The following is a 14,690-nucleotide window of genomic DNA, read 5'->3' as shown; positions in this document are numbered from 1 at the left end:
TTATTCAGCACTGGCCATCGGACGACTTTCAGACGATCCCCGGGGCGGCTCCAGGTTGTCCAGCGCTCGATTGACCAGCAATTCCCCCAGCGCCGACAGTTGCTGAATACCCACAATGACATGGCGACGAGGACCTTCCAGTTCACGAGCAAGATCGGTGGCCATGACACTGAGGGAGGCAAGGGTTTCAGAGGCGTGACAGAGCAGAGCTTCCGTGTCGACATCCGGAACGACGGCGAAGAAATAGCTCGCAGAGGCGGGACGTGTGTGAGTGCGCAGGGGCACGCTGACGAGTTGTTCGGTGACTTTGGCGGGACGGGATGAATCGATGGTGTCATCAGCCGGAAGGTCTGACGGTTCGATACCGATTGAAGTGATCTTTTTCATTTCGGAACTCCTTGCAAGGATAAGAAAGCGCCCGACTCTTGCCCTCAACTAGGATTGGGTGGCGGCTATACAGGGCGGACCGGTAGATTTATTACCAGAAAATTCTATTTAATTAATCAAATAAATGAACATCTGTGTAATTAAATGATTCTTACCAGATCAATATTTTTCAGCCCTTCCTAGTTACTGTAAGAAATTTCTACAAGCTTAGTAGGCAGCGTCTTACATGACATGTCAGAACTCAATCATGGCAATAAAAAATATTTCGCAGTTATTTAACCCGAGTGAAAAATTATCTATTTTGCCGACGGAGCAGACGTGTAGGATGCTGCACTCAAAGCGAATCATCTCCTTACATGCAATCTGTTGCAGCGACAAGCAAATGGTAAATATTTAATGCACAAGAAAGACAGAACGGAAAATTTAAAGAACAACATCAAGTACCTGATAAAGAGCCGTGGAGAGACCCGGCTTTCCTTGTGCAATGCTAGCGGATTGACCCGAACGACCATCTACAACATTCTGGAAGGAAGGGTTATCCATGTACAACAATCAACGATTCGAAAAATATCGGATTTCTTTGGTGTGTCTTATAAAGAGATAGAGACAATAGATTTTGAAGAGAAAGAAACAATAGAGAGCAGTGTATCACCACAAGGGAATATGAACCCCGCAGCAGTCCCGGTCATTAAAGAGTGCTTACTGATTGAAAGCCTGGACAAAAGAATTGGTGAGTTAGCCATAACGCATCCGCTGACATATTACTTTGGCACGGCCTGCAATTTAATAGGTGTACTTCTGGAGAATGAAATCAGTGGCATGAACGAACCGGGAGATATCTTGATAGTGAAGAAGGGCTCGTCAACTGGCGATGGAGAAAAATTGGCGTACGACACAACAACAAAAAAACTACGCATTACCACGGACGGGTTTGACACCGACACTAGCTACATTATTGGGATAGTGATCGAGGAGAGATTTAATGGTAAATAACAACGAAGCCGAAAACAGCAAATACAAATTATTGGGTTTTGAAAAAAACAAGAACCTTGTAGTTATTATGGTGATTTCCACAGGAAAAATTATAAAAACAAAGATAGGTGATATATTAAAAAGCGAAATAATAGACGACCTCAGCAAACCGGAAATCAAAGACATATATCGAAAACATTATTCTGGCGGCACTGCGTTAACCGCATACGAAATGAATGATCGCAATGAAAGGTCGTGGATGACTTACGTCGCCCTCAATCTCCTTCTTTTCGCACTGTACATATTCACAAACGTTGCCGCGACGAAACTGGTATACATAGAACTATTTGACATTGTAGTTACCCCGGGCGTTTTTCTATATCCACTCACCTTTTTAGTAGTTGACATACTAAATGAATCTTATGGACTCAGGCTCGCGAGGAGAGCCATACTTTTTGCTTTTGCAAGCAACGCGTTTATTATCCTTTTACTAAGCGCCACCAGCTACCTTCCCGGGTTAGCCGGCTGGAAACTCGATGCCCCCTACAGTGAGGTGATTACACATGTATCATCTGTGTTAGTTGCTTCTTGCATTTCCTTTCTTTTTTCTGAATACGTCAACTCTTACCTTCTATGCAGAATAAAGAAACTTACGAACTCTAGGTTTTTATTCTTGCGAGTATTTTTCAGCACTTTTTTTGCCGTCATTATAGACAGCTTCATTTTTTGCTTTGTTGCGTTTCATGGAACTATGCAGAACAACGAAATACTATATATAGTTTACATCCAGATAACTATAAAAATGTTTTTTGCTGTTTTTAATATTCTGCCAGCCTACGGAGCAAGATCATTATTTAAGAAGTACATATCTGAAGCCGAAACTGCATAAGGTCTAGGGGAGTGGCAATGAGCAGCTAATTCACACTCCCCCGCTGCACATTACCTCCTACAGCTCTAATTTAGTTTTTAGACTTTGTACTAGCTCAGCTCTACTCTCCAAAAACTCACTCAACCCTTTCGCACGAAGAGCACACGCATCACAGTCGCCGCACCCACTCCCCATCATTCCGTTATAACAAGTCAATGTATGGCAACGAACCAAATCCAACTTCTCATGATAATCAGCCAAAGCCCAGGTCTCAGCTTTATTCAGCCACATAAGCGGCGTCTCAACTCGCAATTTATAATCCATTCCCAACTCAATTGCTTTATTCATAGCCTTCACAAACTCATCTCGACAATCCGGATAGCCAGAGAAATCCGTTTCACAAACACCCGTGATGACAGCTTCGGCACCCACTTGATAGGCGTAAATAGAAGCCAACGTTAAAAACAGAATATTCCTGCCCGGCACGAACGTATCAGGCACGCCCTCCCCTGTACTCCTTGCAATGGGAATGTGATCGCGCGTCAAGCTGCTGATAGCCAGTTCGTTTAGCAATGAAGTGTCCAATACCTTGTGCACCTTCACGCCAAGCTGCTTTGAAAGCTGTTGCGCCACTTCGATTTCTGCACGCTGGCGCTGGCCATAATCAAACGTAATGCAATGAATTTCATCGTACAGCGGCAATGCGTGGATCAAGCAGGTGGTTGAATCCTGTCCGCCGCTGAAAACGATAACGGCCTTTCTGGTCATGGTGCGTTCTTCCTTGGGAGGCTCGGCACATTGCCGGGGCCATTGACCCTACCGGGAAGCTCAAATGCTGGATGTGGGAAGTTTCCGAAATGACCGTCTCCGATTTCCGTTTGTGTCATTTCCATGCGGGATTCCCGAGGGATGTTTCAACCAGTCATCACTGATGACCCGCTTCAAACGGCAGTAACGCGGTCCCTGTGGGAGCGGGCTTGCTCGCGAAAGTGTGTCAGCAACATTGATGTCGATTGACCCACTACTTTCGCGAGCAAGCCCGCTCCCACTGGGGGATGCATGTGGGGCTTAGATGTTTTTCTCGTCGATCCCGGCTTGCAGTATCTGGCTGTCGTAATGACCGCCAAGGGTCACGGGGCCTAGTTTGACGCTGTGGTCCCCAGCGGCGGAAACGTCGGGTTTGCTGCCCTCGGTTTGCGGTTTTTCTGGCAGATCGAGTCCAGCCTTGACCCCGTAATCGCGGTTGCTCAGGTCGGTGGTGCTGACCTTGGAGCCCCCTAAATCAACACGACCTTCAGATGACGCAACCCGTGCACCGGTCAATTGCGTTGCACCGCCAACCTTGAGATTCACGCCTTGTATGCCGTTGATGCCGGACGCCTGGTTGACGCTGTCCTTATGGGCGTAACCGGCATCCAGTTTCAGGGTCGGCTTGTAGTTCGTCCCGCCCGGTTTAGTGTTGTCGGCCACTTTGTCCTTGTCAGCGGACGCTGTTTTTATGCCGGTCAAACCGAGGTCAACATCGACCTTCGCGCTGGTCTGGCTGTCTTGACGGCTTTCCACGGTCAGGTCGCCAGCGACCTTGCCGCTGACCTTCGTCGCATCGATCCGCGCACCGGCAAACTGCGCATCGCCCGCGCTGTTCAATACCACGCTATCAGCCTTGATCTGGCTGTTCTGCTGAGTCGTGCCTTGCAGGTAATCCACGCCCACCTTGGCCCCGGCATTGAAGCCATGATCACTCTTGGCCACGTCTTTTTCGTTGGTGGCCGTCGGAGTGCTGTTGCTCAGATTACCGCCGGCATTCAGGGCGACGTTCCAGTTCGTGTGGTTTTGCGTGGACTGAGCCGACTCCTGATAGATCCCGCCGTTTTGCGCATCAAGGGCAACGTTCGACGCGCTGACCTGAGTGCCTTGCAGGTGGATCGAATCGCCGCTGAGTTGAATCTTGTCCTGGCTTTTGAGCTTGCCGCCACTCAGTGTCTGGTTGCTTTCATTGACCCGACCGATGTTGAAGTTGGCGCTCAGGTTGCCGCCCTGATCGAGGCTTTTCTCGGTATTGGTTTTGCTGCCGCCCACCTTCAAACCGCCGCCGAGATTGCTGCCGGTGGCGTGATGGGTGTCGGTGGCCGCTTGCAGGTCGAGTTTGCCGTCGGCCTTCAGGTGGATGGCGCCGACGGTATCGATTGTCGTCCCTTGCAGGATCTGGTCGCCGCCGCTGCTCAATTGCACCGGGCCTTTGCCCTCGATACTTGCCATGCGAGCCTGGCTGTCCTGAGTCTGATTGCCTTTGTGATCGAGCTGGAAACCGGCACCGAGGTTGACGTTAGTGCCATCGGTGCCAGGCGCGGTTCCGACGCTCAGCGAACCATTGCCACGCAGGCTGGAGCTGTCGTTGCTCTGGCGGTCATTGGCCTGATTCAACGCCAGCTCACCACCGGTTTTAATCGAAACACCGCCCTGCCCGCCATCGAAATGGCTGCCTTCAAACTGGCCGTCATTCCGCAGGTTGATGTTCACGCCTTGGCTACCGGCATAGCCGCCGACCACAGCGGTGGAGCTGTCTTTGCGCGTCTGGCTGCTGCCGCCCGCACCGCTGCCGCTGACATTCACGTCCTCACCGGTTTTGGTGTAGACCCGCACGTCAGCCTTGGCATCCAGCGCCTGATCAGTGCTCCCTTGGGTATTGCTCGCGGCGTTCGCCCCCAACGTGTCGGCACTGATGTTCACTTTGCCCGCACTCGCCTGGTACTGAGTGCCCTGATCCTGCAATGTGCCAGCGACATTCACGTCCACCGTGCCACCCTTGAACTGGCTGACCACGGCGTTGCTGCTTTGCTCGGTATGGCTGCCGTTCTGATGACCGATCGCCACGTCGATGCCGACATTCGGCTGGCCGAGATTGGAGAGTGTGTCCTTGTCCGGCACCTTGCCGTTCAGTACGCCTTCGACGGCTTTGGCGATCGGCCGGGCGATGTCTTTGTATTCGACGTTGGCACCGACGTCTGCCGACCAGTTGCTGTCTTTATGGGTGCTGCTGTCGGTGTTGCTCGCGGCCCGATTGTCGACCTCGGTGGCGGCGACATTCAGACCTTTGCCCGCATCAATACGCGCGCCTTCAGTGGTGAGTTTGCCGGTGTTTATATTCAGGTTGCCGCTGCTTTGGACGCTGGTGGTTTGTGCGGTGGTTTTGTTCGTGGTGTCCTGGGACGTGCTGTGGGTGAAGTCCACTCCGCTGCCGGCACGATCGAGGCCGCCGGTGTAGTAGAAACCGCCGCTGGTGCTGGTTGTGTCCGTCGAAGTGCTGTGGCTGTCCTGCTCGGCCAGCAGCGACACGTTTTTACCGCTCAGGGTCGTGTCGCCGCTTGTGGCTTTGACCTCGGCACCTTTAAGGGTCAGATCACCGCCTGCCGCCAGTTGCACGTTGGCGCCGCTGAGGCTGGAGCCTTGCTGGCTGACATCACGGGTACTCGCGGTTTGCTGCTTGTCTTCGTAATGCACACCGGCGCGGTACTGCCCGGCGCCCGGGGTGTTTTCCTTGGCATAGGCATCGAAGCCACGGGTTTCGGTAGTGTTGCCGGACTCATGGGTGTTCTGCGCGGAATGCACATTGACGTCCCCCACCGCCTCGGCGCTGAGGGTACCGCCAGCCTTGACCGTAGAGCCGGCCACTTCGATGTCTTTGGCGCTCTTGAGCTTGAGGTTGCTGTCGGAGGTCAGCTCGCTGCGCACCGTGGTGCTGTCCTTGGCGTTCTGACGGGTTTCATCCTTGGTGATGCCGAAAAACTTACTGTCCTTGTCGTGGCTGTTGGCATGGGAGGTGTCTTGCACGCCATCGATGACCAACGAGCCTTTGTCGCTGATCACGCTGGCTTCGCTGCCGCCGCGCACCTGACTGCCACTGATGCGCACATCGTCAGCCTTGACGATCAGTTTGCCGCCGGCATTGACCTTGCTGCCCTGATTCAGGGTTTTTCCCCGATCCGCGTCGCCGGTCTTGCCGAAGAAACCGCCGCCCACCAAGTCACCGGAATAGCGATTGTCACTGTTGCGTTGGGTACGGCTGGTGCTGGTGATCTCAACCTGTTTGCCGGCGAGCTGGATATCACCCTTGCTGCTCAACTCCGCGCCCTCGGCACGTAACAGCGCCGCCGTGGCCAAGGCGATATTGCCGCCCTTCAACTGGCTGGTGACGCTGCGCTGCTCTTCGCTGCTGGTGTCCCAGTTGGCTTTCCACAGGTGTTTGCGATGGTTGCCCTGATCGGTTTGGGTATGGCTTTCGGTGGCGGCGGTCAGGCGCAGATCGCCGCCGCTCTGGACGCTGAGAGTGTTGGCAGCGTCGACCTTGGTCGCTTTGAGTTCGGTGTTGCCACCGGACGACAACCCGATATCACGGCTGGAGAGAATCTGGCTGCCGTGCTGGCGCGAGTCGCTGTCGGTCTGGGTCCGGTCGTAGGTTTCCCAGGTGATGCCGATGGTGCTGTTGTTCCAGTTTTCGCGTTTCTCTTGCAGCTTGCGGCTTTCGACGGTGGTCAAGGTCAGGTTACGTTTGGCGTCGAGCTTGACGTCACGGCCACTGACATCGGCAGCAGCCAGCAGCAGGTCCTTGCCGCTGTGCAGACCGACATCGCCCTGACTGCTGCGCACACCGGCGCGGACCACATCGAGGCTGTCGGGAACTGCTTGACCGCTGATACTCAGGTCACCGGCGGAACGAATCTGTACGCCATCACGACCGTCGACCTGTACCGGACCGACCCGCACCCCCGCGCCCTCGGCGGTACTGACGATGTTGATGCGCCCTGCCTGCATCGCACCGAACAGGCTGGCGTCGATGCGTTGGTCTTGAGAGTTGCCGGCCGGGTCCACGGTTTTCACCTGGCCGCTGGCGTAATCCACCTGGTTGCGGCCAACGGTGAGGTTCAACTGATCCCGGGCGCTCAGGTTGCCCTGGCTGTCGATGCGTGGGGCGATCAGGTTGACCGAGCCTTCGCGGTTTTGCAGGCCCGCACCTTGAATCTGCAACGAGCCGGTGGCGTCGCGGGTACTGAGGGTTTGCAGCTTGCCGTCGTTCAGTTCGGGGCGACCGACCACCAGATTGGCGTTCGGGGTGTTAATGAAACTGCCGCCGTTCACCGAAATTCCGTTGGGGTTGGCCAACACATAATCGGCGGCGCGACCGAAGATCTCCTGGGCGCCGTTGAGGGCCGAGGGGTTGCGACTGATCACTTCATTGAGGATCACGCTCGCGGCCTGCCCCTTGAATTGTGGGTTGGCTGCCAGTTGCCCGGCGAGTTGCGACTGCCCGGCTTGCAGCGCGTTGTTCAGCACCAGGCCCTGACGGTCGACGTTGTAGTCCAGGAACTGGTTATGGGACAGGCCGGAACCATTAGGCGCAACGATGTTGACGATGGGCACGCCGCCCTGGGTTTGCAATTGCGCGGTGCCGCCGGGGCCTGGCGCGACCACTACGCCCCCTGCCAAAGCGTTGGGCAGGTGAGCAATCAGGAACAGGCTGGCAATTGCCCAGCGCAGTTTGCCCCGAGGGGAAAGATGAAACGCAAATGTCTGTGCAGGCATAAAAACCTCTCAATTAAAGTGCGGCATCACGTTGCGCGCTGAGTTGTTGGCCGTGGCTGTGGCGCTCAGGTCCGACGGCTGTTTGTTGGTGTTCATATCTGCAACCCCACGCGCATCAGCCAGGTCTCTGGCTCATGTTGCAAACCGTTGGGGGTATTGAGGCTGCGTTGGTAATCAACGTCGACTTGCAGGTTTTTCCAGCTCAAGTTGACCCCGGCGCTGGCGCCGCTCAGGCGTTGCCCTTGAGCGCCGTGGTCGGCCTTGATCCAGCCGTTATCCAGGCCCAAACGTGGGGTGATCTGCACTGGCAAAGCGCTACGCAATGGCAGGCGCAAGGTATTGCGCCAGATCGCGCCACTGGCACCGGACGCACTGCTGACCCGATAGCCGCGCACCGCGGAATCGTCGGTGCCCAGCAATTGCTCGATGGCCGGCAGCGGATCGGAGCTGTATTGCACGTTGAACTGGCTCTGCCATTGCCAGGCCTGCTGACCGAGTTGGCCATTGCGCCACTGGCTGAGGCCGGCGCGGTATTTGCGAAACTGCGCCTTGGGCACGTCGTTGACCTGGCGTTGGGCATCGTCGTCGGCACCGAGCCAGCGCAGCCCTTGGGCGTAATGGATGTCCAGGTTCCACACCGCGCTGTTGAGCCAGAACAGATTGAGTCCGGCTTCGGCCACGGTCAGGGTCGGGCTCTGGATGCCCAGGCGAATGTTTTCCAAGTAACTGTCGACGTCCTTGTGGGCCAGTTGCAGGTTGGAGCTCAGTTGACGGCTTTGATCTCGCCACAGCACTCGGTCGGCGCGCAGGCTCAGTTGATCGGTGATGCCGGTGCTGTGGAATGTCAGCGTGCTGAGTTTGAACGGCGCACGGTATTCGGCGTGGCTGGCGAACAGGCTGTAAGTCCAGTAACCGTAGGGAATGGCGTAGTACAAACTGGCATTGCGGCTGTAGCGGTCGCCCTGATTGAGGGTGTCGCTGACGTTCAGATTGAGCGCGTCGTTGAACTCCAGCGGGCTGTCCAGGCTCAGGTTCAAGGTGTCGCGATCGCGCCCGGTGCTGGCGCTGCCGAGGTTGTCCACGCCCAGGCCCAACGCCCAACGCGACTGCCCATGGGTGCGCGAACGCAGGATCAGTCGTGAAGCACCGGGTTGGCTGCCGGGGGCGATGTCGGCGGTGAAATCCACGGAGCGCAAGCGGTTCAACTGATCCAGGCCTTGCTCCAGGTCCCGCAGGTTCAGCGGCTTGCCGAGCATGCCGGGAAATGCACCGCCAAGGGACACCGGCAGACTCTGGTCGGCCAGCTCGATGGACTCGACGTAGCCTTCATCGACCACGATATCCAGCGACTGCCCCGCCGCTGGCGCGCTGCGCAGGTACGGCCGACTGGCGATGTAACCCGCCTCGACATACAGGCCAGTGATGGTCGCCAGCAAATGGTTGATCTGACCGACGCCCATGCACGACGACAGCTGCGGTTTGATTCGCTCATTGAGTGTCTGGCTGCTGATCAGCGTCACGCCGCCAATGCGCGTTCCGCTCAGGGGCCAGCAGCGCTCATCGGCAGGCACCGTGGCAGGAACGACAGGCGTGACCGGCGCCGCACCAAAACTGCCGCGCTCCAGTTGCCGGCGGCGCTGTTCCAGTTGCAGTTGTTGCAGGTCGCGCTGTTGTTGTTGCTGCTGGCGTAGCACTTCCTGGCCTGGAGCGGAGGGTTCGGCCGCCTTGAGCGAGGAAACACTCAGGCTCAGCAGCAAGGCCGACAACAGCGTGCAAGGCGTGGGACTACGACGAGGAACAGCGCAAAACGAATACGGCACTCAACATCCTTGCGGTCATTAAATGGCTTAATGCCACTCCATTAATGCGAGTGATAGTCAGATCGTTCCTACGCAAATGCAAGACGCGTCCTACAACGCTTACATTTCTTAAACAAATGGTTAGCTTTCTTTCCACGAGGCCACCTGACGATCGGCAACAAAAATCAATTGCCACAAAATATTACCTACGTCATATTACATTCGTAATAAATACCCGCATCCCACAGGTAATCCCTATGACCAGCATGCCCACCCTTGAACCCGACCTCGCAGTCCCGGTGAGCACACCCAAGCCTCCCCTGCTCAAACGGTTGATCTTGCTGGCTGTGGTTATCGCTGCCCTGGTGTTCGCCGGGCTGTATGCGACTCATTGGTGGACCGTTGGCCGTTTCATCGAAGAAACCGACGATGCTTACATCGGCGGCGACGTGACGGTGATCGGGCCGAAGGTAGCGGGTTATATCGAAGAGGTGCTGGTCACCGACAACCAGAAGGTCAAGGCCGGCGATGTGCTGATTCGTCTCGACTCCCGCGACCACCGCGCCAACCTGGCCAAGGCCGAATGTGCGGTGGCCGCCGAAGAAGCGCTGCTCGCCAATCTCGATGCCACCGAACAATTGCAACACGCGGTGATCGGCCAGGCTCGTGCCGGGATTGATGCCGCCGGTGCCGAAACCACCCGCTCCCGGGATGACGATGCTCGCTATAGAAAACTGATCGGCAGCAACGCTGTCTCGGTGGAAAGCGCCCAACGCGCCAACGCCACTTTCAAGACCGCCCAAGCCCTCAGCGCCCGGGCCCAGGCTGAATTGCTCGCCGCACAACGTCAGTTGAATGTGATTGCAACCCAGAAACAACAAGCTCGCGCCGCGCTGATGCAGGCCCGTGCCGAACGTGATCTGGCGCAGTTGAATGTGGGTTACACCGAACTGAAGGCCCCGGTGGACGGCGTGATCGGCAATCGCCGAGCGCGGGTCGGCGCGTATGCCCAGGCGGGTTCGCAACTGCTGTCGGTGGTACCGGCCAGCGGACTGTGGGTCGATGCCAATTTCAAGGAAGATCAGCTATCGCGAATGACACCGGGGCAACGGGTGATCATTCATGCCGACGTGCTCTCGGGGCAGGAATTCCACGGTCATCTGGACAGCCTTGCGCCGGCCAGTGGTTCGCAGTTCAGCGTGCTGCCACCAGAAAACGCCACCGGCAACTTCACCAAAATCGTCCAGCGGGTGCCGGTGCGCATCGCGCTTGATCCGGCCGATGGCGTGCTCGGCCATCTGCGTCCGGGCCTGTCGGTCACCGCTGAAGTGGACACTCGCAAGGAAGCCGAAACGCCAGCCGTGGCCAGTGCGCCATGAGCCGCACTCTCGCCGCCCCCGCACAACCGTTCAATGCCGCCGACATGGCAACGGCGACCAAGGTTTTCGCCTTCGCCACGATGTGCATCGGCATGTTCATTGCGCTGCTGGACATCCAGATCGTCTCGGCCTCGCTGCGCGACATCGGCGGCGGGCTCTCGGCGGGAACCGACGAAACGGCGTGGGTGCAAACCAGTTACCTGATTGCTGAAATCATCGTGATCCCGCTGTCCGGCTGGCTGTCCCGAGTGTTCTCGACACGCTGGCTGTTCTGCGCTTCTGCGGTGGGTTTCACCGTGGCCAGCCTGCTATGCGGCGCGGCCTGGAACATTCAGAGCATGATCGCCTTCCGCGCCCTGCAAGGGTTTCTCGGCGGTTCGATGATCCCGCTGGTGTTCACCACCGCGTTCTTTTTCTTTACCGGCAAGCAACGGGTGATCGCGGCTGCGACCATTGGCGCGGTGGCGTCGTTGGCACCGACCCTGGGGCCGGTCATCGGTGGCTGGATTACCGATGTTTCCTCCTGGCACTGGCTGTTCTACATCAATTTGGTGCCGGGAATTTTCGTCGCTGTGGCGGTGCCGATGCTGGTGAAGATCGATCAGCCGGAATTGTCGCTGCTTAAAGGGGCTGACTACTTGAGCATGGTGTTCATGGCGCTGTTTCTCGGCTGCCTGGAATACACCCTCGAAGAAGGCCCGCGCTGGAACTGGTTCAGCGACAGCACGATTCTGACCACGGCATGGGTCAGCGCATTGGCCGGCCTGGCGTTCATTGGTCGAACCTTGCACGTCGCCAACCCGATCGTCGATTTGCGCGCCCTGAAAGACCGCAACTTCGCCCTTGGCTGCTTCTTTTCGTTCGTGACCGGCATCGGCCTGTTCGCCACCATTTACCTGACGCCGCTGTTTCTCGGCCGGGTACGTGGCTATGGCGCACTGGACATTGGTCTGGCGGTTTTCTCCACCGGGGTGTTCCAGATCATGGCGATTCCGCTGTACGCCTTTCTGGCCAATCGCATCGATCTGCGCTGGGTCATGATGATCGGCCTGGGGTTGTTCGCGTTGTCGATGTGGGATTTCAGCCCGATCACCCATGACTGGGGGGCCAAGGAATTGATGCTGCCGCAAGCGCTGCGCGGGATTGCCCAACAATTGGCGGTGCCGCCAGCGGTGACGTTGACCTTGGGTGGTCTGGCACCGGCGCGGCTCAAACATGCTTCGGGGTTATTCAACCTGATGCGAAACCTGGGAGGTGCCATCGGCATCGCCGCGTGCGCGACCATTCTCAATGACCGCACCAACCTGCACTTCACCCGGTTGGCGGAAAATCTCAACAGCACCAACGAAGCACTGAACCAGTGGCTGTCCCAGGTCGGCAACAACTTCGCCGCCCTCGGCCAAAGCGGTGACGAGGGCGTCACCGCCAGCCTGCATCAACTGTGGCTACTGACCTATCGCGAAGCGCAGACACAAACCTATGGCGATGCGTTCCTGATGATCATGGTCTGCTTCATCATCGCCACGGCGATGGTGCCCTTGATGCGCAAGGTGCAACCACCGGCCGCGCCGTCAGCAGACGCTCATTGATCAGGCTTGAGGCATTTTGCGGAAACCAACCGCCAGACGGTTCCAGGCGTTGATCGTGGTAATGGCCACAGTCAAGTCGACCAGTTCCTTCGGGCTGAACTCGGACGCCGCCAGCTCGTAGTCCTCATCCGGGGCGTGGGTCTGGCTCAGCAGCGTCAAGGACTCGGTCCAGGCCAGCGCAGCACGTTCACGTGGGGAAAAAAACGGCGTTTCACGCCAGGCCGACAGTGTGTACAGGCGGCGCTCGTCTTCACCGCCCTTGCGGGCATCGGCGCTGTGCATATCAAGGCAGAAGGCGCAGCCGTTGATTTGCGAGGTACGCAGCTTGACCAGTTCGATCAAGGTCTTTTCAAGCGGCAACTTCGAAACAGCGGTTTCCAGCGCGATCATGGCTTTGAGTGCATCGGGGGACGCGGTGTAGAAATCGATACGCGGTTGCATGGTGAGCTCCAGTCACAAGGGATGTGGAGCTACGTTAATCGCGCACTGAATGGCAGAAAATAGCCAATTATTGGGAAGTTGAGGATGCCAATGGGACGCCGGCTGACGGTGCACTCGATTGCACCCGCTCCCGTGATCTCCGAGCCCTTACGCTCGATTGCGCAGCCACTGCAAAAACCCCTTCTTCTGCACAACCCTAGGCGCTTCCTGGGTCAACGTCTGCGCCTTGTTCAAGCGGAAATCCAGTAACGCCTTCATCGCTTCGCTGATGTCATGCCGCGCATCCAGACACGGTGTGAGGTACTCCTTTTCGATCCGGTACAAGCTGCAGAAGGTCTTGGCGCTGAAGTCCGCCGGTAGCGCCGTATCGGACAAGATCCCGCCTTCGCCGATCACCTCACCCGGGCCCATGCGCCCGGACTCGAACTTGACCCCGCCACGGCTCAGCTCCACCGACACCACACCGGATTCGATGATGAACAAATGATCGCTGACCTCCCCCGCCGGCAGGATCATTTCGCCGGCGCGGAAGGTTTGCAGTGTCATGTTCTGGCTGAAGGTTTCTTTCTCTTCCTGACGCAGGGTCGAGAAAATACTCGACGCGTCCAGCAATGCCCGTGGCCGCGACAGGTTGGCAGGTGCGTTGGGTTCGACGCTCGACAACAGGCTGACCCCGCTGGCCTGCAAGTGCCGGAATGCCAAATCGAACAGCAGGTTTCGGACCATGCGCTTCTGGTCCATGGAGACCACGAAACCACTGATTTCGTATTCCACGCCGGTGGCGCTGGAGCCTTTCAACGCGACACACGGCGCCGGTTTGTTCAACAGATAACGACAACCCTCCATCGCCCGCTCCAGTGCTTCGATGACGGTTTGCGGACGTGCGTGCGGGCTCAGTTGCAGGCTGATAGAGACACCAAAAATGTCACTGGGCCGGCTGAAATTGATGATCTTGGCCTTGGCCGCCAGGGAGTTGGGGATCACCGCCATGCTGCCTTGGGAGGTTTGCAGGCGCGTCGCGCGCCAGTCGATATCGGTGACCCGACCTTCGGTGCCGTCGATCGAGATCCAGTCATCCAGTTGATAGGGTTTGGTGGTGTTCAGGACGATCCCGGAGAACACGTCGCTGAGGGTGCTTTGCAAGGCCAGGCCGACGATGATCGCCAACGCGCCGGAGGTTGCCAGCACGCCCTTGACCGGCAGGTCGAGGACATACGCCAGAGCCGCGATGATCGCGATCAGGAAAATCACCGCGCCGAGCAAATCCTGGAGCAAGCGCCCCGTATGCCCGACCCGTTGCATCATCCCCGCGCCGATCAGCACCGTCAGGGTGCGCGCACCGAACAACCACCAGCCGATCTGCAATCCGGTCGCCGCCAGGTGCAGCGGGACATTGTCGGCCCAGGGCGCCGGCTCCATGGGGTTCAGGCCTTCGTTGAACAGCAGGACACTGAACAACGAAAAAATCACCAGCCGCACCAACAGTTTCCAGTTGCTGCCATTGGCACTGAGCAGGCGCCACAGCCCCAGATCGATAAGGACCAAAGTCATCGCGCAGATCAATGGGTGATCGGTAAGCAGTGACAGCATCAAGCAACTCCAGCAAGGACCAGTGGCGCGAAGATCTCACAGATTGGGCACATTGTAGGAGTGTTTGATGCAAAACCAATGTGGG

General features: G+C 57.2%; 10 protein-coding genes. 4 read left to right on the top strand and 6 right to left on the bottom strand.

Translation table 11 applies throughout. The annotated features are described in order from the left end of the window. Window positions 1–387: a DUF6124 family protein gene (locus tag ACQ4OB_RS26575; protein WP_430956771.1), complete on the bottom strand. Its 387-nt coding sequence runs from the start codon at window positions 385–387 to the stop codon at window positions 1–3. A 396-nt stretch (window positions 388–783) separates the two neighbouring features. On the opposite strand from ACQ4OB_RS26575, the gene ACQ4OB_RS26570 reads away from it, so the two are divergent. After that, a complete protein-coding gene (locus ACQ4OB_RS26570; RefSeq protein ID WP_074878603.1) occupies window positions 784–1,380 on the top strand; it encodes a helix-turn-helix transcriptional regulator in 597 nt (198 codons plus the stop codon). Beyond that, window positions 1,370–2,248: a queuosine precursor transporter gene (locus ACQ4OB_RS26565; protein ID WP_430956770.1), complete on the top strand. Its 879-nt coding sequence runs from the start codon at window positions 1,370–1,372 to the stop codon at window positions 2,246–2,248. The genes ACQ4OB_RS26570 and ACQ4OB_RS26565 overlap by 11 nt, the downstream gene beginning before the upstream one ends. 57 nt (window positions 2,249–2,305) lie before the next feature. Here the strand turns inward: ACQ4OB_RS26565 and queC are convergent, their stop codons facing one another. The 3 genes from queC to ACQ4OB_RS26550 form a co-directional block, all read right to left on the bottom strand. Continuing rightward, on the bottom strand, window positions 2,306–2,995 hold the full coding sequence (gene queC / locus ACQ4OB_RS26560) for a 7-cyano-7-deazaguanine synthase QueC (protein ID WP_430956769.1): 690 nt from the start codon (window positions 2,993–2,995) through the stop codon (window positions 2,306–2,308). A 300-nt stretch (window positions 2,996–3,295) separates the two neighbouring features. Next, entirely contained in the window at window positions 3,296–7,807 is a 4,512-nt protein-coding gene (locus ACQ4OB_RS26555) for a hemagglutinin repeat-containing protein (protein ID WP_430956768.1), read from the bottom strand. Between the two features lie 92 nt (window positions 7,808–7,899). Then, window positions 7,900–9,627, bottom strand: coding sequence for a ShlB/FhaC/HecB family hemolysin secretion/activation protein (locus ACQ4OB_RS26550; protein ID WP_430956767.1), 1,728 nt, complete (start codon window positions 9,625–9,627; stop codon window positions 7,900–7,902). A 236-nt stretch (window positions 9,628–9,863) separates the two neighbouring features. Here ACQ4OB_RS26550 and ACQ4OB_RS26545 point away from each other — a divergent pair, with 236 nt between their 5' ends. Both ACQ4OB_RS26545 and ACQ4OB_RS26540 read left to right on the top strand, forming a co-directional pair. After that, window positions 9,864–10,985 carry an HlyD family secretion protein gene (locus tag ACQ4OB_RS26545; protein WP_430956766.1) on the top strand — a complete coding sequence of 374 codons (1,122 nt, stop codon included), beginning with the start codon at window positions 9,864–9,866 and terminating at the stop codon, window positions 10,983–10,985. After that, window positions 10,982–12,574, top strand: coding sequence for a DHA2 family efflux MFS transporter permease subunit (locus ACQ4OB_RS26540; RefSeq protein WP_430956765.1), 1,593 nt, complete (start codon window positions 10,982–10,984; stop codon window positions 12,572–12,574). Before ACQ4OB_RS26545 ends, ACQ4OB_RS26540 begins: the two co-directional genes overlap by 4 nt. Here ACQ4OB_RS26540 and ACQ4OB_RS26535 read toward each other — a convergent pair whose 3' ends face one another. Together ACQ4OB_RS26535 and ACQ4OB_RS26530 are read right to left on the bottom strand one after the other, a co-directional pair. Then, complete coding sequence (locus ACQ4OB_RS26535; RefSeq protein WP_074878617.1) at window positions 12,575–13,015, bottom strand: carboxymuconolactone decarboxylase family protein; 441 nt, start codon at window positions 13,013–13,015, stop codon at window positions 12,575–12,577. A 147-nt stretch (window positions 13,016–13,162) separates the two neighbouring features. Next, a complete protein-coding gene (locus tag ACQ4OB_RS26530) occupies window positions 13,163–14,605 on the bottom strand; it encodes a mechanosensitive ion channel family protein (RefSeq protein WP_074878619.1) in 1,443 nt (480 codons plus the stop codon). Window positions 14,606–14,690 lie beyond the last annotated feature (85 nt).

Source organism: Pseudomonas sp. ES4, assembly GCF_050586665.1.
GTDB lineage: Bacteria > Pseudomonadota > Gammaproteobacteria > Pseudomonadales > Pseudomonadaceae > Aquipseudomonas > Aquipseudomonas frederiksbergensis.
Note: the sequence above shows the minus strand (reverse complement) of the source record. Positions and strands in the feature narration are given on the sequence as shown.

What these genes read in the sequence shown, in the direction of transcription:
- ACQ4OB_RS26575 (WP_430956771.1), bottom strand. Translation starts at nt 387, where the DNA reads ATGAAAAAGATCACTTCAATCGGTATCGAACCGTCAGACCTTCCGGCT.
- ACQ4OB_RS26570 (WP_074878603.1), top strand. Translation starts at nt 784, where the DNA reads ATGCACAAGAAAGACAGAACGGAAAATTTAAAGAACAACATCAAGTAC.
- ACQ4OB_RS26565 (WP_430956770.1), top strand. Translation starts at nt 1,370, where the DNA reads ATGGTAAATAACAACGAAGCCGAAAACAGCAAATACAAATTATTGGGT.
- queC (WP_430956769.1), bottom strand. Translation starts at nt 2,995, where the DNA reads ATGACCAGAAAGGCCGTTATCGTTTTCAGCGGCGGACAGGATTCAACC.
- ACQ4OB_RS26555 (WP_430956768.1), bottom strand. Translation starts at nt 7,807, where the DNA reads ATGCCTGCACAGACATTTGCGTTTCATCTTTCCCCTCGGGGCAAACTG.
- ACQ4OB_RS26545 (WP_430956766.1), top strand. Translation starts at nt 9,864, where the DNA reads ATGACCAGCATGCCCACCCTTGAACCCGACCTCGCAGTCCCGGTGAGC.
- ACQ4OB_RS26540 (WP_430956765.1), top strand. Translation starts at nt 10,982, where the DNA reads ATGAGCCGCACTCTCGCCGCCCCCGCACAACCGTTCAATGCCGCCGAC.
- ACQ4OB_RS26535 (WP_074878617.1), bottom strand. Translation starts at nt 13,015, where the DNA reads ATGCAACCGCGTATCGATTTCTACACCGCGTCCCCCGATGCACTCAAA.
- ACQ4OB_RS26530 (WP_074878619.1), bottom strand. Translation starts at nt 14,605, where the DNA reads ATGCTGTCACTGCTTACCGATCACCCATTGATCTGCGCGATGACTTTG.